The 18,957-nt window shown below is 59.1% G+C and carries 18 protein-coding genes; all 18 read left to right on the top strand.

Annotated features, from left to right (window positions below; translation table 11 throughout):
• Positions 1-17: 17 nt before the first annotated feature.
• The 18 genes from RSP45_RS06960 to RSP45_RS06875 all read left to right on the top strand — a co-directional run bounded on the left by RSP45_RS06960 (position 18) and on the right by RSP45_RS06875 (position 18,955).
• Positions 18-479 carry a low molecular weight phosphotyrosine protein phosphatase gene (locus RSP45_RS06960; RefSeq protein ID WP_415393770.1) on the top strand — a complete coding sequence of 154 codons (462 nt, stop codon included), beginning with the start codon at positions 18-20 and terminating at the stop codon, positions 477-479.
• On the top strand, positions 476-2,686 hold the full coding sequence (locus RSP45_RS06955) for a polysaccharide biosynthesis tyrosine autokinase (protein ID WP_415393769.1): 2,211 nt from the start codon (positions 476-478) through the stop codon (positions 2,684-2,686). Before RSP45_RS06960 ends, RSP45_RS06955 begins: the two co-directional genes overlap by 4 nt.
• Positions 2,683-3,840 carry a glycosyltransferase family 4 protein gene (locus RSP45_RS06950; protein ID WP_415393768.1) on the top strand — a complete coding sequence of 386 codons (1,158 nt, stop codon included), beginning with the start codon at positions 2,683-2,685 and terminating at the stop codon, positions 3,838-3,840. The genes RSP45_RS06955 and RSP45_RS06950 overlap by 4 nt, the downstream gene beginning before the upstream one ends.
• Positions 3,837-4,847 carry a GDP-mannose 4,6-dehydratase gene (locus tag RSP45_RS06945; protein WP_415393767.1) on the top strand — a complete coding sequence of 337 codons (1,011 nt, stop codon included), beginning with the start codon at positions 3,837-3,839 and terminating at the stop codon, positions 4,845-4,847. Before RSP45_RS06950 ends, RSP45_RS06945 begins: the two co-directional genes overlap by 4 nt.
• 70 nt (positions 4,848-4,917) lie before the next feature.
• Complete coding sequence (gene tviB, locus RSP45_RS06940; protein WP_415393766.1) at positions 4,918-6,195, top strand: Vi polysaccharide biosynthesis UDP-N-acetylglucosamine C-6 dehydrogenase TviB; 1,278 nt, start codon at positions 4,918-4,920, stop codon at positions 6,193-6,195.
• Positions 6,196-6,203: 8 nt separating this feature from the next.
• On the top strand, positions 6,204-6,743 hold the full coding sequence (locus RSP45_RS06935) for a GNAT family N-acetyltransferase (RefSeq protein ID WP_415393765.1): 540 nt from the start codon (positions 6,204-6,206) through the stop codon (positions 6,741-6,743).
• A complete protein-coding gene (locus RSP45_RS06930) occupies positions 6,740-7,165 on the top strand; it encodes a sugar 3,4-ketoisomerase (protein WP_415393764.1) in 426 nt (141 codons plus the stop codon). The genes RSP45_RS06935 and RSP45_RS06930 overlap by 4 nt, the downstream gene beginning before the upstream one ends.
• Positions 7,162-8,247, top strand: coding sequence for a DegT/DnrJ/EryC1/StrS family aminotransferase (locus RSP45_RS06925; RefSeq protein ID WP_415393763.1), 1,086 nt, complete (start codon positions 7,162-7,164; stop codon positions 8,245-8,247). Before RSP45_RS06930 ends, RSP45_RS06925 begins: the two co-directional genes overlap by 4 nt.
• Positions 8,244-9,149, top strand: coding sequence for a hypothetical protein (locus tag RSP45_RS06920; RefSeq protein WP_415393762.1), 906 nt, complete (start codon positions 8,244-8,246; stop codon positions 9,147-9,149). Before RSP45_RS06925 ends, RSP45_RS06920 begins: the two co-directional genes overlap by 4 nt.
• Before the next feature lie 29 nt (positions 9,150-9,178).
• Positions 9,179-10,648 (top strand): O-antigen translocase, encoded by a 1,470-nt coding sequence (locus RSP45_RS06915; RefSeq protein ID WP_415393761.1) that lies wholly within the window; start codon positions 9,179-9,181, stop codon positions 10,646-10,648.
• Complete coding sequence (locus RSP45_RS06910; protein ID WP_415393760.1) at positions 10,645-11,031, top strand: hypothetical protein; 387 nt, start codon at positions 10,645-10,647, stop codon at positions 11,029-11,031. The genes RSP45_RS06915 and RSP45_RS06910 overlap by 4 nt, the downstream gene beginning before the upstream one ends.
• Positions 11,010-12,044 (top strand): glycosyltransferase, encoded by a 1,035-nt coding sequence (locus tag RSP45_RS06905; protein WP_415393759.1) that lies wholly within the window; start codon positions 11,010-11,012, stop codon positions 12,042-12,044. Before RSP45_RS06910 ends, RSP45_RS06905 begins: the two co-directional genes overlap by 22 nt.
• The gene (locus RSP45_RS06900; RefSeq protein ID WP_415393758.1) at positions 12,041-13,189 is read left to right on the top strand and encodes a glycosyltransferase; all 1,149 of its coding nucleotides are present in this window, start codon (positions 12,041-12,043) and stop codon (positions 13,187-13,189) included. Before RSP45_RS06905 ends, RSP45_RS06900 begins: the two co-directional genes overlap by 4 nt.
• A gap of 85 nt (positions 13,190-13,274) precedes the next feature.
• Positions 13,275-14,438 carry a glycosyltransferase gene (locus RSP45_RS06895; RefSeq protein ID WP_415393757.1) on the top strand — a complete coding sequence of 388 codons (1,164 nt, stop codon included), beginning with the start codon at positions 13,275-13,277 and terminating at the stop codon, positions 14,436-14,438.
• Positions 14,426-16,411: an asparagine synthase (glutamine-hydrolyzing) gene (asnB, locus tag RSP45_RS06890; protein ID WP_415393756.1), complete on the top strand. Its 1,986-nt coding sequence runs from the start codon at positions 14,426-14,428 to the stop codon at positions 16,409-16,411. The genes RSP45_RS06895 and asnB overlap by 13 nt, the downstream gene beginning before the upstream one ends.
• On the top strand, positions 16,408-17,469 hold the full coding sequence (locus RSP45_RS06885) for a glycosyltransferase family 4 protein (RefSeq protein WP_415393755.1): 1,062 nt from the start codon (positions 16,408-16,410) through the stop codon (positions 17,467-17,469). The genes asnB and RSP45_RS06885 overlap by 4 nt, the downstream gene beginning before the upstream one ends.
• Positions 17,466-18,515 (top strand): EpsG family protein, encoded by a 1,050-nt coding sequence (locus RSP45_RS06880; protein ID WP_415393754.1) that lies wholly within the window; start codon positions 17,466-17,468, stop codon positions 18,513-18,515. The genes RSP45_RS06885 and RSP45_RS06880 overlap by 4 nt, the downstream gene beginning before the upstream one ends.
• Before the next feature lie 224 nt (positions 18,516-18,739).
• A complete protein-coding gene (locus RSP45_RS06875; protein WP_415393753.1) occupies positions 18,740-18,955 on the top strand; it encodes a hypothetical protein in 216 nt (71 codons plus the stop codon).
• Positions 18,956-18,957 lie beyond the last annotated feature (2 nt).

The following is an 18,957-nucleotide window of genomic DNA, read 5'->3' as shown; positions in this document are numbered from 1 at the left end:
GAGTCGAGAGCAATCGGATGATCAAGACCATCCTAGTGGTATGTGTTGGCAATATTTGCCGATCCGCAGTCGGCGAACGGCTTCTCGCGGCCGCACTCAGCGGCAATCAGCCCCCTATCGGCGTTGCCTCGGCCGGGCTGGCGGCCGTCACAGGCAACCCCGCTGATCCCACAGCCACTGAGGTTGCTGCGGCCCATGGGGTTTCGCTCGAGGGGCACGTTGCGCGGCAATTCAATTCCGTATTGGGTCGCAACAGTGATCTGATCCTGGTCATGGAGCCTGCTCACAAGGCACGGATCGTGTCCATGTCCCCCGAATTGACAGGAAAGCTGATGCTTTTTGACCAGTGGAGCGGTGCTACCGGGATTCAGGATCCATACCGACGCTCCAGAGAATTTCACGAACAGACCTATCTGAAGCTGGAGGCTGCGGCAGCGTCTTGGGCAGAAAAACTGGTGCCGGGAGTTTCCAGAACGTGACCGCAAGCCATCAGGAAAATCCGCGCGGCAATGCGGATGACATCGACCTCCTCATGCTGCTGTCGTTGTTCTGGCGCAGGAAGGGGGTCATTACCTCCTGCGTCATTCTGTTTGCGGCGCTCGGAACGTATAAGCTCGCCAGCACATACCCGGTCTACCAGGCAGATACGCTGATCCAGCTCGAGCAGCGCAAATCCGTTCCGATCATATTCCAGACTGCCAGCGGCTTCGGTGGAGAGGAGACGACAGCCTCGACAGAAGTCGAGATCATTTCCTCCCGCATGGTGCTTGGTCAAGCCGTGGCCCAGAAAGACCTGGACTGGCGAGTGGTTGCGCGCAAGGCGCCGATGATCGGGAATATCCTCGCCCGCTACAACCTGCCGATCCCCGAATGGGACTTCCTTCTTCCCTATGCCCGCCACGGTGAGCGGCTGGTTCTAAGTAACCTGCAGGTGCTCCCGGAGTGGGTGGGGCGGGACATCGCCGTGACCACCACCAAGGAAGGCTACCGTCTCTTGCTGCCTGACGGCAGCATTCACGATGGGCAGGCCGGCATTGAATTGACGCTTGAAGGCCTCGGGTTCTCGATCAACGTCGCCGAGCATCCAGCGACAGCTGGACGCGAGTTCGCCGTGACTCAACTTTCTGAACAGCAGGCCATCCGATCGCTTCACAACCGCCTCTCGATTGCGGAACAGGGTCGGGGATCGGGGATCCTCGAGCTTCTCCTCAACGGCACTGATCCACAAGAGGTGGAACAGAGCCTTGCTGCGATCGCAGATGCCTATGTCCAGCAGAATATCAAGAGAAGCGTGGCTGAAGCCGAAGGGGGGCTGGAGTTCATCCAGCAGCAACTCCCCGATGCCGAGCGCAAGCTGAGGGCGGCGCAGGCTGCACTCAACAACTTCCGGGAGCTGGCCAGCGACCGGGCCCGGGCAGGGGATTGGGCCGAAAGCGATGACGAGCAGAGCTTTGAAGCCCAAGCATTGCTCAACCAGATCACCCGGGTCGAGAGTGATCTTAGGCGCAAGGAACTTGAGGTCGCGCAAAACCGCCAGACCTACGATGAAAATCACCCGGTGGTGCGCAAGAGCCTGAGCGATCATGGAGAGCTCGAGGTGGCACTGGCGGCGCTCCTGTCCCAGGTGGATGCACTCCCAGAAGTGCAGCGGGAGGTCGTCAATCTCACCCGAGAGGTCGAGCTGGCTCAACAGATCTATTTCGACCTGCAAACCCGCTTCCAGGAGATGCAGGTGCTTCAGGCAAGCGCCGTAGGCAGCGTCAGGATTGTTGATCCGGCCGTCACGGCACACGTTCCCATTGCTCCCCGCAAGCCCCTGATCATGGCAGCCTATGTTCTTGCGGGGCTGGTGGTCGGGGTCCTCTTAGCGCTGCTCTTGCACTGGGCCAGGCGCGGCGTTCGGGGCTCGCAGGAGCTGGAGCAGATCGGTTTGCCGGTTTTTGCGACCATCCCACAGTCTTCGCTGATCAATGCCGGCTCGCGCACGAGCGCGATCCTGGCGCTCGAGCAGCCAGATGATCTGGCGGTCGAATCCCTGCGGTCGCTTCGGACTAGCCTGCATTTCGGGATGCTGGGGTCTGACACCAAGGCCGTGACCCTGACCTCTGCAGCCCCCCGCGCGGGCAAGACCACCACCGCCGTGAACCTGAGTGTGATTGCCGCCCAAGCCGGTCAGAAAGTGGCCCTCATCGATGCCGATCTCCGGCGTGGCCAGGTCCGCAAGTTCTTTAAGTTGCCGCGTCAGGCGTCCGGATTGTCCGAGGTGCTGGCAAGGCAGGTCCCTATCGAGACGGCGCTCGTCGAGACAGAGGTTGCCGGGCTCTTTGTCCTGCCGGCCGGGCGCTATCCGCCCAATCCCTCGGAGCTGCTGATGCGGGAGGAAATGTCGGATCTCCTCGCGCTGCTGGACAAGCGCTTCGACCTGATCATCGTCGATACCCCTCCGACCCTCGCGGTCACCGATCCGGTGGTGGTGGCCCGCCTGACCGGGACCACCATCCTGGTCGTGCGGCACGGGATCACTCCGCTGAGAGAAGTCGAGGCCGTCAAGAAGGTGTTCCAGTCCTCGGGCCTGAGACTCGCAGGGGCTGTCCTGAACGGGTTTGACCCCCGCAAGGCGGATCGGGCAGAGGCGTGGTCGGGCTATGATTATCAGTACAGCTACAAGTCGAAGGGTGATTCATGATGCACATCATGCTCACCGCGAATGCAGCCTGGAACATCTTCAATTTTCGTAAACCCCTAGTTCAGGGGCTGCTCGCTGACGGGCATCAACTGACAGTGCTGGCTCCACCGGATCACTCCGTCGACGCGCTAGAACGGTTTGGCTGTAGATTTCTGCCTCTCTCCATGGATGCCAAGGGCCTCAACCCCTTCAGAAATCTTGCCCTTGCGCGGCAGATGCGCGCGGTCTTCCGGCAGGAACGCCCTGAGGTCATTCTTGGGTTCACCATCAAGAACAACATCTTCGGCTCATGGGCCGCGGGGGATATCCCCTTTATCCCCAATGTCACCGGATTGGGGACCGCCTTTCTCTCGGGAGGCATTCTGCGGTTCGTGGCGGAAAATCTCTACCGGCGGGCCTTTGCAAGGCATGAGGTGGTCTTCTTTCAGAACGAGGAGGACCGGGGGCTATTCCTGTCCCACCACCTTGTGCGCAGCGATCAGGCCCGGCTGCTCCCCGGATCCGGCATCGATCTTAAGTATTTCGCGCCCATGCCTCCGGCAGAGAATGGCGATGCCCCGGTCTTTCTGATGATCGCCCGTCTCCTGCGCGACAAGGGGGTTCTGGAGTTCGTGGACGCCGCCCGCGCGGTTCACACCCGCTTCCCTAGGGCCCGCTTTCAGCTTCTGGGAGAACTGGGAGCCAGCAACCGAAGTGCCATTCATACCACCACCCTAGCGGAGTGGCAGCAGGAAGGCGTCATTGAATATCTTGGGGTTGCTCCTGATGTGCGCCCCGTCATCGCAGCGGCTGACTGCGTGGTGCTCCCCTCCTATCGCGAGGGTGCCCCCCGGACCTTGATCGAAGCCGGTGCGATGGCCCGGCCGGTGATCGCGACCGATGTTCCGGGCTGTCGCTCGGTGGTGGCGGCAGAGATCACCGGGTTGCTTTGCCCTCCGCGCGATGCGCAGGGGCTCGAAGCGGCCTTACTCCGCTTCCTAGCCATGCCTCCTGAACGCAGGGTGGCGATGGGCAGGGCTGGTCGTGCCCGCATGGAAGACCTCTATGATCAGTCCATCGTGGTCGAGGCCTATCGTGCAGCGATTGCAAAGGTGCAAATGCTGCCGGCCGCCCATCGAAATACTTCACAGAACCGAGAGGCGAATTTTTCTTGAAACGCGTTCTCATCACCGGCACCGCCGGGTTCATCGGCTTCCACTTGGCCAAGTTGCTCCTTGCCGAGAGTTTCCGCGTGCAGGGTTATGACGGAATGACTGACTACTACGACGTCACCCTGAAACAGCGTCGCCACGCGATGCTGCTCCAGAACCCCAATTTCAGTGCGGTGGAGGGGATGCTCGAGGATCAGGTGCGGTTCGATGCGCTGGCCGACGATTTTCGTCCTGATGTTATTGTCCACCTGGCGGCGCAGGCGGGAGTCCGTTACAGCCTGGAAAACCCGCGCGCCTATCTTGATTCCAATGTAATCGGGACCTTCAACGTCATGGAGGCCGCCCGGCGGCTTGAGGTGAAGCATCTGCTGATGGCCTCGACCTCTTCGGTTTACGGCGCAAACGAGGAAATGCCGTTTCAGGAAACCGAAAAGGCGGACACTCAGCTTACTATTTACGCGGCGACGAAAAAGGCTACCGAAAGCATGGGGCACGCCTATGCGCATCTGTGGAACCTGCCCATCACGATGTTCCGGTTTTTCACGGTTTATGGCCCTTGGGGGCGGCCGGATATGGCGCTGTTCAAGTTTGTTGAGGGGATCCTTAATGGCCGCCCGATCGACATCTACAACCACGGCGAAATGTACCGCGATTTCACCTATGTGGAGGATCTGGTGCGGGGCATCCGGCTGTTGATCGATGCCGTACCGGAACGGCCTGTTGACGGGGTCGTCTCCCAAGGGGATAGTCTCTCTCCGGTGGCGCCTTTCCGCATCGTCAATATCGGAAACTCGGACAAGGTTCGGCTTCTGGATTTCATCGAAGCGATCGAGGACTGTCTCGGCCGAAAAGCTGTGCGCAATTACATGGAGATGCAGAAGGGAGATGTTCCAGCAACCTGGGCGGATGCATCTCTGCTCCAAACGCTTACCGGCTATCGACCGAAGACGGATTTCCACGAAGGCGTTGCACGATTTGTGAGCTGGTTCAGGGAGTATTACGGTAAGTGACGGGAACCGGACTATTGCCGATGCATTATCCGGGGTCGGGATCCCACATAATAGTCGAGATATTTTCGGAATGGAAATGAGCAACAAGGTACTTGCCGTCATCGGCCTTGGTTATGTCGGCCTACCCCTGGCCGTCGAGTTCGGCAAGCGCCGGAAGGTCATCGGGTTCGACATCAAGGAAGATCGGATCGAGGAGCTTCGCACCGGAACTGATCGCACCCTTGAGGTCCCGGCCGAGGAACTTGCCGAAGGCAAGCATCTCCGCTTCACCTCGGATCCAGAGGCGCTGCGCGAGGCCCGGATCTTTATCGTCACCGTCCCCACGCCCATTGACGTGCATAAGCGCCCCGATCTGACGCCGCTGCTGCGCGCCTCGGAGACCGTGGGACAGGCGCTGAAGCCGGGCGACATCGTGATCTACGAATCCACCGTCTATCCGGGCGCGACCGAGGAGGACTGCGTTCCGGTGCTGGAACGGGTGTCGGGTCTGCGTTTCAACGTCGATTTCTTCTGCGGCTACAGCCCCGAACGCATCAACCCCGGCGATCGTACCCATCGGCTGACCACCATACGCAAGGTGACGGCTGGTTCCACGCCCGAGGCCGCCGCCGAGATCGACGCCCTTTACGCCTCGATCATTACCGCTGGCACCTATCAGGCAGAGTCGATCCGGGTGGCCGAGGCCGCGAAAGTGATCGAGAACACCCAGCGGGACCTCAATATCGCGCTGGTCAACGAACTTGCGATCATCTTCAACCGCATGGGGATCGATACCGAAGCGGTGCTCAAGGCGGCCGGAACCAAGTGGAACTTCCTGCCTTTCCGCCCGGGGCTGGTCGGCGGGCACTGCATCGGGGTGGATCCCTATTACCTGACCCACAAGGCCGAGGCGCTTGGCTATCACCCGCAGGTGATTCTGGCCGGTCGGCGCATCAATGACGGGATGGGCGCCTATGTCGCGGGGCAGATGGTCAAGGCGATGCTCAAGCGCCGGATGCATGTGGATGGCGCCAGGGTGCTGGTCCTGGGGCTCACCTTCAAGGAAAACTGCCCGGACCTGCGCAACACTCGCGTCATAGACCTCGTGCGTGAGCTGAAGGACTACGGCGTGACTGTCGATGTGCACGACCCATGGGCCGATGCCACCGAAGCCAAGCGGGAATATGGGCTCGACCTTGTCGCTACTACGCCCGATGCAGCTACCTATGACGGCATCATTCTTGCCGTGGCTCACGATGAATACCGGACAACTGGTACCGAGGCGCTTCGAGCCTTTGGCGCAGAGCACCATGTCTTCTGCGATCTCAAGAGCGTCTTTCCGCCTGCCGAGAGTGACTTGCGGCTATGATATCCAGGATGGAACGTATCGAGGGGCCGAACCTTGTCCTGCGCCTGATCCAGCCGGAGGACGCAGAATACGCGCACGGGCTGAGGACCGATCCAATCTATAACGCGTATCTCTCCTTTGTAACCGGCACTATTGCGGATCAGCGCCGCTGGATCGAGGAGTACAAGAGCCGAGAGGCACAGGGCCTGGAATATTACTATGTGATCGAACGGCGTGTGGACGGCACGCGCTGCGGCCTTGTTCGCCTCTATGATTTTGATGAGGACCACTTCACCTGGGGGAGTTGGATTCTCGATGCGAACAAGCCTGCCAAGGCCGCACTGGAAAGCGCGGTTTTATCCTTTGGTACGGGCTTTGACATCCTTGGTATGACCCATGCTTTGATCGATGTGCGTCATGCCAACACACATGCTGCAGCCTTCTATCGCCGCTTCGGAATGAAGGAAATTACCGAAGACGCTCAGAATATTTTCTTCATCTATCCGCGCGAGACTTTTTTGCGAGATCGGGCAACACATCTCGCAGTGCTGAATGGAGCCGCCGCATGAGTGATACCATCAAGGGCTCTGTGCGCTGGTTCGACTTGCCACAAATTCACGATCCTCGCGGCGACCTCACCTTTATCGAGGGGCGTAACCATGTTCCTTTCGATATTGCCCGGGTTTATTACCTTTATAACGTCCCGGTCGATGCCGAGCGTGGCGGTCATGCGCATCGGGAACTTGACCAGATCGTCTTCGCTCTGTCCGGCAGCTTCCGCATGAAGATCGACGATGGCACCACAAAGTCCGAATACTGGCTACGTGACCCGCGCAAAGGCCTTTATATCAGTCGCATGGTCTGGCGAGAGATGGACAGCTTCAGTCAGGGTGCGGTCTGCATGGTGCTGGCGTCGCATCGTTATGACGAAGCGGATTATTATCGTGACTATACGGAGTTCCTTGCCGCAGTAAGGGGGGATCAAGCATGATCCCCTTTCTCGAACTGCGTCCCGCCTATCTGGAACTGAAGCCAGAAATTGATGCAGCCGTCGCACGGGTGCTGGATAGTGGCTGGTACATCCTAGGCCCCGAAGTCGAAGCGTTTGAGGCTGAATGGGCGGCCTTCTGCGGTGCGGATCATGCAGTAGGGGTCGCCAATGGCCTCGATGCGTTGACCCTCGCCTTGCGGGCACTCGATGTCGGACCGGGGGATGAGGTCATCGTTCCCTCGAACACCTATATTGCCACATGGCTGGCCGTCTCGGCAGTGGGGGCGAGGATCGTCCCGGTCGAGCCCGATCCTGCAACCCACAATCTCGACCCAGGCCGGATTGCCGAGGCCATCACACCGGCGACCAAGGTCATTCTGCCTGTCCATCTTTATGGGCAGCCGGTCGATCTGGACCCGATCCTGACCTTGGCGCGCGCCCACGACATCTTCGTGGTCGAGGACGCGGCTCAGGCCCATGGCGCTGTCTACAAGGGCAAGCGCATCGGCTCACATGGCGATCTGGTCTGCTGGAGCTTCTACCCGGGAAAGAACCTCGGGGCGGTGGGTGATGCCGGCGCAGTGACAACGAACCGCACGGACTTGGCAGAGCGGCTGCAGGCCCTTCGCAACTACGGCAGCACACAGAAATACGTCAACGACGAGCAGGGGGTGAACTCCCGTCTCGATCCGATTCAGGCGGCAGTGCTGCGGGTCAAACTGACCCGCCTTGAGGAGTGGACGGCACGGCGCCACGCCATCGCTGCGATCTATACCGAGGGGCTGGCCGACACCGGGCTGATCCTGCCCCATGTGCCGGAATGGGCAGACCCGGCCTGGCATCTTTACGTTGTGCGTAGCCCTGACCGCGACGAATTGCAGGCGCGCCTGACCGCCGCGGGTATTGGGTCCCTGATCCATTATCCGATCCCGCCGCATATGCAGACGGCTTATGCGGGACTCGGGATGGACCCGGATACCATGCCTCTGGCCCGGCAGCTTGCCTCAGAGGTGCTGAGCCTGCCGATGGGGCCGCATCTGTCCTCTGATGACGCACGAAGAGTGGTAGAGCCCTTGAAATGACTGGGCTGGTTTATCTGCATGTTGGTCCGCCCAAGACCGGGACAACCTCGCTGCAACTAGCCTTGCAGGAGGCTGAACTTCCCGGTTTCACCTATATAGGCACGCATCAGCCTCGTTCAGATTATCCGGAAGATAGAATTAAGCTACTGTCACAACTGGCCAGAGGCGATGAGCTGACTCCCGCTGAAAGCGTCGAACTGCAGGAGACCTTCACTACTGCTCTTGGTGCCGGGAAGGCTCTAATTGTTTCTGAAGAAATGCTGGTGGTGGACAAGAGCGAGGCTGCAATACGGGCAAGGTTGAGGCGTGCGATCAACTATTTTCGACAGGAACTGGGGCTTTCGGTACGCCTCATCCTGACCTTGCGCGACCCCGTCGACGCAATTCCGTCCTACTATCAGGAAATCTTCCGATCCCTACCAGGGGATATGACGTCAGAGTTTTCCGCCTTCGCGCGAGATGGTCGGGCTTTCTGTTACGACTACGCTGCGTTGATGGACCACGCCCACGCATGTGGCGCGGAAACCCATGTTGTCGAGTTCACCCAGCTTGCCTCGGGCAAGGTTCCGATGACAGCTCTTCTGGGAGCAGATTGCGGTACTGATGCCGTGCTGGACTTGGGTAAAGCTAATACGGGTAACAAGACCGGAAGCGGTCGTGTTCTTCCCGCAATCACCTTGGCGCAGCGCTTGAGGTATTCCCGCCTGCATCAGCTCCTTCATCGGGCAGGCATGAACCGTCTGCCTGGTTGGCATATTTTGACATCCGGGGTCAGAAAAATATCCGTTAAGCCTGAGAGGATCCAAGAACTTATCCTGCCGTCAGATGTCCTGAGCCACTATACGAGGTCCCTCGTGCAGGCGCGGGAAAAAAGCGGCGACAGCAAGAAGCGCGGCCTCTAATGGCGTCCTCTCGCGGCATGGTTCGATCGATGCTGCTGATCGGCAGTGCGCAGGCCGTAAATATCCTGATCTCACTGCTGCGAATGAAGCTGCTGGCGGTAATGGTTGGCCCAGTCGGCTTAGGCCTGCTCGCAAACTACAGCAACCTACAAAGCACTGTCGGCACGCTGGCTGGCCTTGGCCTTGGCAACAGTGGCGTGCGCGAGATTGCTGCCGCAAAGCATGATCCCACGGTCCTCTCTCGTGTTCGCCTCGTGTTGCTCGCAGCCAATCTGGTTCAGGGTACGCTGGCCATGGTGGCGATATGGTTTTTGCGCGTTCCGATCTCGCGCTGGCTGACCGGCAGTGCCGAATATGCCACTGAAATCGGTCTTGTCGGGGTCGCGGTTCTGCTTGGGCTCGTCTCTGCCTCGCAAACAGCTCTGTTGCAGGGGCTGCGTCGGATAGGGGATCTGGGCCGGGTCACGATCCTTTCTGCGCTGGCTGGAACAGTTGCTGGGCTGTTGACGGTCTGGCTCCAGGGCGACGATGGGCTGATATGGTTCTTGATCGCCCAGCCGACGACCTCGGTGCTCGTAGCTCTGTGGTTCACCCGCCGCCTTCCCTCTCCAGAGGTCCAGTCATGGACTATCGGCGCTGTCTGGTCCGTGTGGAAGCCGATGGCGGCGCTTGGTGTTGTCTTCATGCTAGCCGCTCTGGCGTCCTCAGCGACGCTCTTGGTGGTGCGCGGTCTGATTAGCCGCGAACTGGGGCTGGAGGCCGCAGGCTTGTTTGCCGCGTCCTGGGCGATCGCCATGACCTACATCGGTTTCTTGCTTGGTGCGATGGGTGCAGATTACTACCCGCGCCTGGTCGAGGTAATCAATGATCCGGCCAAGGCTAATCAGTTGATGAACGACCAAATGCAAATCGGTCTTGCCTTGGGTGGGCCCATCCTGTTGGCGCTGACCGGGCTTGCCCCCTGGTTCTTGGGTCTGCTGTATTCTCCTGATTTCATTCCAGCCGCCGGGATGCTGCAATGGCAGTCGTTCGGCAACGTTTTGAAGCTTTCAAGCTGGCCACTCGGTTTTGCCTTGGTAGCCGCCGCACGCTCCCGCATCTATCTGTTCACACAGCTTAGCTGGAATATAGTGTTCTTGGGCACAATCTGGATCGGCTTGCCTTTAGTCGGCTTGGAGGTTGCGGGAGTTGGATTTGCGTTAGCTTATCTGGTTCTCTTCTTGCTTGCATGGACCATCGCCCACCATCTAAGCAGCTTCCGGTTTGCACGGCTGTCAGCTACGTTGCTTGGCTTCCACTTGACGGCATCTGTGGCGATGCTCTCCTTGGCCTATTATGCTCCGGTTACGGCCGCACTGACCGGGGTCCTGCTCGCGCTGGTCGGTGGGATTGTCGGGTTGCGTGTCGTTTTGATCAAGATCGGCCCACAGGGCCCCCTCGCCGCACGGCTTTCGGCATTCTTTACCGCGATTGGCTGGCCCATCAGAAGTAAACCATGATTAACATTAACGCGATAGAACGGCCGCTCGGTACGGTCATCGAGCCGAAGTTGATCGGCGTTACTGCAACGGGCGTGGCATTTCTGGCGCTGTATGTTGTCTATCTGCCGCTGGTGCGCCGGCTCGGTGGCAGGAGTATCGGTTTTCACTGGAGCCGCGCGGTCAAGGCGCAAGCGCTGGCGGTGATCGTCGCGGCGCTGGTCGTGGACATTGCCGCGCGGGCGAGCCAGTGGCTGGGTGCTGGCCTTGGAGTTGGTCTTGCGCTGGCTGCGGGGCTATGGGCACTGGTGAGACTGTCTACACAAGCGGGGGCGGGCGGACGACTGGGCCGCATTGCCGGTTATGGGGAAAGGGTCCAGGGATGGCTGATCAGGCGCAAGTGAAAATTTATGGCAACCCTGACCTGCCGGAAGGCCCGGACGAGCGACCGCTCGTTACCTTCGCGCTGTTCGCCTATAATCAGGAAAAATACATCCGCGAGGCGGTTGAGGGTGCATTTTCTCAAACCTACGAGCCGCTGGAGATCGTCCTGTCAGACGACTGTTCATCGGACCGGACATTCGAAATCATGCAGGAGATGGCGGCGGCTTACGAAGGTCCGCATCAGGTGGTGGTACAACAAAATGCTAGTAATCTTGGATTAATCCACCACATTCTCTTGGCTGCTCGTATGGCATCCGGTTCGCTAATCATAGTTGCAGCGGGCGATGACGTTTCCTTGCCATCCCGAGCGACAAAATTAATCTCCCACTGGATTGCCAGTGGAGGTGTTGCAGGTGTTGTGCATAGTGATGCCCTGGCAATGGACGAAAGCGGCAAAACTACAAAATATCTGAACGGCGGCATTCAGGGAAAAAAGCCCACACTGAAGTCCTTTGTCAAAAACAATCTGCGGACGCCAATTATTGGGGCAACAGCTGCATACACGCGGAATCTAATAATAGACGGACCGGACATCGACGAAAGAGTTTTCGAAGATAAGGTTTTATCGCACAGGGCGTTGCTTGTGGGCGAAATCGTGTATGTGCCTGAAGGGTTAGTAAAATATCGACAAGTGCCATCGTCAATTTCGCAGCAACTATATAACTCTAGAGAGCATCAGGTAAAGTACTTTATCGGGCAGCGCAGCTCTGCGCTGCAAATATTAAGCGAGTACATAGAGCAGGTGAAGAATCATAATATCCCTATGGACACTTCCCTTGCCGCAAACATTATTAGGATCCTTCATTCCTGGGACAAGCAGATATCTGGGTACAACGGAGGCGTCGTTAATAAGTTATTTTTAGCAATTTTGAGGCCAGCTTCATCTATCAATGAACGAGTGCGCGCAGTCCTTGACAGCCTGGGACTGGGGCCTGCACTTAATTTTATTCGCAGGAAGGGTAGGCGGCTATGACCAGTAAAGCATCCTTTGTGATAATTTCCATCCAAGGATGGACAGATATGTGGGTCAGCAAGCACTGGATTGCCAATTTGTTGACAAACTACGGTGACGTATATTTTGTTGAGCCGTTTCGTGGTGCTTTGCTCAGGGGACGAGGAGGCAAGCTTCAGGATTTTCTCTTCGGCCCTCGTATCCGACAGGAAAAACAGGTAAATGTTGTGACGATGTCTAGCCTTCCCGGACATTACCGTGGTTTCGGCTGGTATCGGTCGCTATCGCGTCTTGTCATGAGGCGCCAGATGGAAAAATTGGACAACATGCTTATAGGGACGGATGTATATGTTTTGACGTTCGACTACAGGAGCGAGCCGCTAATCCGCAGGATGAAGAAATTAAAAAAAACACTGTACTATGCGATTGATGTCATTCCACCCAAGAAAAACGATCCGTGGTGGCCAGAGAAGAGTTTGGTGCATTTTGTAGACGGAATATTGACGACAAGCGAAAGGCATCGCCGCCGGCTCATTGATGCCTTCGGCAGGGATGATATAACGTTAGTGCCCCACGGAGTAGATTTTTCCGCTGTGTGCGCGATAAACAAAGATGCAAGACCTGACGACCTGCCGCAGGGCGAACATGTTATAGGCTATACGGGCACTATCCATGACAGGTATGTTGACTTTGATGTTGTTCGAGAAGTCGCTCTTGCGCGCCCTAATTGGGATTTTGTATTTATTGGCCCCGTAAAGAGAAATGCTCTTTCGATAGGGGCGTCCGAAAGAGTAGAAATTCTAAGGGCCCTTCCGAATACTCACTTCTTGGGGCAAAAATCTTACCAGGAATTGCCGGGATACATTGCCCACTTTGATGCATGCATCATGCCCTACAACCCCAGTGTAGACAACGAACCATTTAAGACCTTGAACTATTTAGCGCAGGGCAAACCTATCGTTGCTACCGACGTTCCTGGAATATCGGAATACCGATCACTTCTTTATACTTTTGTTGGTGCCGCTGAAATGATCGCGAGCTTGGAGAATGCTTTGGCAGAATCCAAATCGGATGAAATCAGGATGGCAAGAGTAAAATACGCACAGGAGCGCGATTTTCGAAAAATTGCGGAGCTGATACTCGCAGAATTTGGGATGAAAAGTTGAACTCATGTGCGAGGATCGACTTCTGCCACCTGCCCTCTACCTTACCCGAAATGGCCTGCTCGAACCGCTTGGACAGAGCCAAGTCATGGCCTATCTCCGCGGCTTGTCCCAAGACTACGCGATCACGCTGATCACCTATGAAAAGGACGAGGATCGCGCCGACAGTGCCCGGATGGCGGCTGCGCGGGCGGAATGTGAGGCATTGGGCATCCGCTGGCTACCCCAACGCTTTCGACCACATCCGAAGGTGATTGCCCCTGCCCTCTCGATGTCGCGGATGATCTGGCTGGTGCGCCGCGAGGTGCAGGCACAGAACATACAGCTGATCCATGCACGGTCCTACATTCCTGCAGCGGTGGCCATGGCTGTATCCCGTATGACCGGAGCGCCCTTCATCTTCGACATGCGGGCGCTTTGGCCGGAAGAGCTGATCACAGCCGGCAGGCTGCGGCGCGGATCGGTCCTGCACCGCCGTATCGTTGCGGCCGAGCGGATCTGTCTTCGCCGGGCGGCCGGGGTGGTGTCGCTGACCCATGCAGCGGCAGAGCATTTGCGGCGGATCTATCCAGAAGAGCTGAAGGATCAGCGGCTGGTCGTCATCCCGACCTGCGCCGATCTGGATCGCTTCGTTCCCGCGGCCTCGCCCCCTGCGCGCCGGGTGATCGGTTGTCTCGGCACCATGCTCAGCGGTTGGTTCCGGGTCGACTGGCTGCGGGCGTTTCTTGAAGCCGGGCTTCGCCGCGATCCCACCTTGGAGATCGAGCTGACCACGCGGGACGACCCCGGGCGATTACGTGAGGTCCTTGGACCGGTACTGGCCGAGCGGCTGGTCATCGCGCCGGCGCGACCTGACGAAGTGCCCGCAGTTCTGCAAGGCCAGTTTGCATCGGTGATGTTCTTTACCGACGGCCTCGGTAAACTCGGAAGCTCACCCACCCGCATGGGTGAAACCCTGGGCTGTGGCCTGCCCGTCGTTGCCAATGAGGGCGTGGGTGATGTCGCCCGCATCATCCGCGAACACCGCGTGGGGATATTGGTTCGCAGCGCCGCCCCGCAGGACATGGAATCGGCCTGGGTTGATCTCGAGGCTCTGCTGACCGATCCCGGTCTTGCTGCACGCTGCCGCAGCGCGGCCGAGGCGGTGTTTTCGCTGTCGGCCGGAACTGACAGCTATCAGCGGCTCTACGCGGATATCTTGGGTGGTAGGCCCCCCGATGTTGCAAAGGATTACCAAGAATGTGCGGGCTGACGGGCTTTCTCGACGCCGAGGGAAGCGCATTTGGCGATATCCGGGGCCGGATCGCGGCGATGACCGGCCCGCTTTCCCATCGCGGCCCGGATGCAGAGGGCGTCTGGATTGGCGAAGGGGTCGCCTTGGGCCACCGCCGCCTGGCCATCCTCGAGCTTTCTGCGGCGGGCGCCCAGCCCATGACCTCGGCCTGCGGGCGCTGGATCATCGTCATCAACGGCGAAATCTACAATCACCTCGACCTGCGCCGGGAACTCGAGGCAGCTGGCGCGGTGCTGACATGGCGGGGGCATTCCGATACGGAAACGCTTCTCGCGGGGATCGCGCACTGGGGCCTTGACGAAACTCTGCGCCGTGCAAGTGGAATGTTCGCGCTGGCTCTCTGGGATCGCCGTGAACGGCGGCTTTCGCTCGCGCGTGATCGGATGGGAGAAAAGCCGCTTTATTGGGGCTGGGCTGGCAGGAGCATTGTTTTCGGCTCCGAGCTGAAGGCGTTGCGTGCCCATCCAGGCTTTCCCGGCGGGATCTGTCGAGCGGCGCTCGCCCAGTATCTGCGATTTACCTATGTCCCGGCACCTCGCAGCATTCATCCCGGGATCTTCAAGCTTGAACCCGGTACGATTCTGGAAATTTCTGGCCATGCTCCTGCTGCAATCCCGTCGGAACCCCTGCGCCCGGGGGAGCAACACGGCAGCTTGTCGATCCGGCGCTACTGGTCGCTGAATGATGTGATGGAAACGGGGTTCTGCACGCTTCTTACTGATGAGGAAGAGGCGATTGATGCTCTGGAACATACCCTCAAAACCGCGATTAGACGACAGATGGTGGCGGATGTTCCGCTGGGGGCGTTCCTGTCCGGAGGAATCGACAGCTCTCTCATCACGGCGCTGATGCAGGAGCAATCGCCGGGACCGGTCAAGACCTTCACCATTGGGTTCGAGGATCCGGCCTTTAACGAAGCTCCTCATGCCGCCGCCGTGGCTCGCCATCTCGGCACGGATCACAGCGAGATGACCGTTACAGAGCAGGACGCCCGGGAGGTCATTCCCCATTTACCTGACCTATATGATGAACCATTTGGGGATTCTTCTCAGATACCCACCTTTCTTCTTTGCCGTGCGGCGCGCGCGAATGTCACTGTAGCGCTGTCGGGCGACGCCGGGGACGAGTTGTTCGGGGGCTACAAGCGTTATTTCTGGGGACCACGAATCTGGCAGCGCTTGAGTTGGATGCCCCAGGCGCTGCGCCGCGGGGTGGGGGCGGGCATGCGCGCGACTCCGATTGCGGCTTGGGACGGGATTGGGAGCGTGCTTGGCCGCATGGGCGGGCCGCGTATCTCGCGGCCGGGCGACAAGGCCCATCGGCTCGCCAGACGCCTGCAGGAAGTTAATAACCTCGACGATCTTTATCGCAGCCTCGTTTCAGAGTGGGATGGCGCTGCGCTGGTGCGCGGGTTCCAAAAAGAGCCGCGGTCTCTTCTTGACGATTCCTTGCCCGCTTGCCTTGACGGTGATCCGGTTGCGCGAATGATGGCGCAGGATATGCGAAGCTATCTTCCCGATGATATCCTGTGCAAGGTCGATCGCGCGGCAATGGGGGTCAGCCTTGAAACGCGGGTACCATTCCTTGACCCTGCGGTGATCGCGCTTTCAATGCGCTTGCCAGCGCACATGAAAATTCGCGATAATCAAGGGAAATGGGCGCTGCGCCAGATTCTTTATCGTCGTGTCCCGCGCGAACTGATAGAACGACCCAAGGCAGGATTCGGCATCCCTGTAGGGGAATGGCTGCGCGGGCCTCTGCGTCCTTGGGCCGAGGATCTGCTCACCCTCGCCCGGCTGGAGCAGGATGGTATTCTTGACCCCGACCCAATCAGGAAAGCCTGGGCTGAACATCAGTCGGGCCGTTGCGACTGGACGCCTCGCCTGTGGACCATGCTGATGTTGCAGGCCTGGCGGGACAGATGGGCATGAAGCTCCTCATCCTGTCGCGGTATGACCGTCTTGGCGCTTCGAGCCGCCTGCGGACGATGCAGTATCTCCCTTGGCTCGACGCTGCGGGTATCGAGGTGACAACGGCCGCCTTCTTCGACGATGCCTATCTGGAGCGCCTCTACCGGGGAGAAAGACTGGGAGTCAGTGCTGCCAGCTACTACCTGAAACGCTTCCGGCAGCTGCGCCTGTCCCCGCCGCCGGATCTCATCTGGCTGGAAAAGGAAGCATTGCCGTGGCTTCCAGCGGGAGTAGAGCAATGGCTGCTGCCAAGGGATGTTCCCGTGGTCAGCGACTACGATGACGCAGTGTTCCATCGTTATGACCTGCACCGGAAACCTATCATCCGTCGCCTTCTCGGGCACAAGATTGACCACGTCATGGCCAGCTCGGCGCTGATACTGGCAGGCAATCCCTATCTTGCAGCGAGGGCGAAGGCAGCGGGATCATCTCGGGTCGAAATCGTCCCGACCGTGGTTGATATCCATGCGTATGATACCACCCCCCTGCCCGCGGACGACGGGATGGCTCGTATTGGCTGGATTGGCAGCCCCAGTACATGGCGGGAATATCTGGAGCCGATGATGCCGATGCTTTCGCATCTGGCACGCGAGAACCGAGCGAAGCTGCGGGTAGTGGGAGCGGATGCAGCACCCAAGCCAGAGCTCGAGTTCATGCCTTGGACAGAGGCAGAAGAGAGCAAGATGATCCAAGGCATGGACATCGGCTTGATGCCGCTAGACGACTCGCCGTGGGCACAGGGCAAATGCGGCTACAAGATCATTCAGTACATGGCCTGCGGCGTGCCGGTGGTGGCCTCTCCGGTCGGGGTCAACAGCGAGATAGTCGAGGACGGGGTGACTGGCTTTCTCGCCAGTACGCCCGACGAGTGGCGTCAGGGGATCGCGCGTCTGCTCCGCGATCCCGAGCTGCGGCGCCGGATGGGCCGTGCCGGTCGCCGCCGCGTTGAAGAGCGTTATTCGCTGCAGGTGTGGGGGCCGCGGGTCGCCGACCTGCTGCATTCGGCCGTCCGCCCATGACCTATGTTGCGATGGCTTTCGGCCTGTTCCTGCTGCGCTACGCCGTTCTGGGGCAGCCACGGCTGAACCGGCAGCTGTATCCGATAGTCCTTGCGATTCTGTTCCTGTTTTCGGGGTTCAGATTCGAGGTCGGCTGCGACTGGGGCGGCTATCTGAACCAGTACGAACTCGCTCGCAGCATGACCCGGGACCAGGCCCTGCAGAATGTAGAGCCGGTCTGGTGGTCGCTGCTGCGGCTGCAGTATATGATCGGTCTGCCCTATCCTTGGATCAACGTCCTGTCGTCGCTGGTCTGCTTTGCGGGCATTCATGTCCTGGCGCGCCGACAGCCGGATCCTCTGGGTTTCCTGGTCCTCCTGTTTCCCGTTCTGCTGATCAACATGCCGATGTCCGGCATCCGGCAAGGCGCGGCCATCGGGTTGATCTGTGTTGCGATGACGCGCTTCATGAACGGGCGGCTGCTTGGCTTCCTGCTCTGGGTGGTTCTGGCGGCCAGCTTCCACAGCAGCGCCGCGATATTCCTTCTGCTCGCCCCTCTGGTCTCGCGCAAGATCACCGGCGTTCGCATCCTGGGTGCTGCGCTGCTCGCGCTGCCCGGGGTCGTCTTGCTGATGGCAGGAGAGGCGGGGCAAGTAGCAACCCAACGATACATCGACACCGGAAGGGATGCTTTCGGCGGCCCGCTGAGGATCGCGCTTCTGTCGTTGAGCAGCATGTTCTTCTTCCTGTTCCTGCGGAAAGCGTGGAGGCGAGAGTTCCCCGAGGACTACCAGTTCGTCACCCTGGGCGCGGTCGGCATGATGCTGATCGCCGCCCTGCTGCCGGTATCGACCATCATCGCGGATCGCCTCGGCTATTACTTCATCCCGTTGCAGGCCCTGATCTTCGCCCGCATTCCCTGGATGCAGTCGCTGCCCTCCCGCCCCATTCTCGCGGCGGCACCGTATCTTGGCCTTCTGGTGTTCTTCGTGGTCTGGACCATGAGCTCGGGGCATTTCCAGTCATGTTACATCCCTTACCAAAGCTGGATCCTGGGTGCTCCCTGACCCAAGCCCGTGTCCGTTGCTCGGTCCCTGCGGCGTGTCCAGCCGCGCCGTAAAACCTGGACGCGAGCGGGTGGCAGGTGCAGAAATGTAACAGGTGGGGTTGCGCAGGCGCCCGCCGTGGAACTGATTCACCTGACAGGCGTAGGGAAACATGCCATAAGTCCAACCAAGCCTTTTGAAAGAATATGCTAGCTGATCGAAGGGCTGAAAATCGGAGCATGCTCATGACCAAGTTCAATACCTTTGCCCTTGCCCTCGGCTTTTCGGCTTCGTCCGCACTGGCCGGCGGCTATGTCGCCCCGGTTGTCGAAGTTGAGCCGGTGATCGTCGACACCCGTCCGGCCTCGACCAATGCTGGTCTGGTGATTCCGGCCCTGCTGCTGCTGGGTGTTATCGCAGCCGTTGCCTCGGATGACGACGACGACGCCTCGGACACCTGATT

It is taken from the genome of Paracoccus sp. SJTW-4, assembly GCF_047716885.1.
GTDB lineage: Bacteria > Pseudomonadota > Alphaproteobacteria > Rhodobacterales > Rhodobacteraceae > Paracoccus > Paracoccus solventivorans.
Note: the sequence above shows the minus strand (reverse complement) of the source record. Positions and strands in the feature narration are given on the sequence as shown.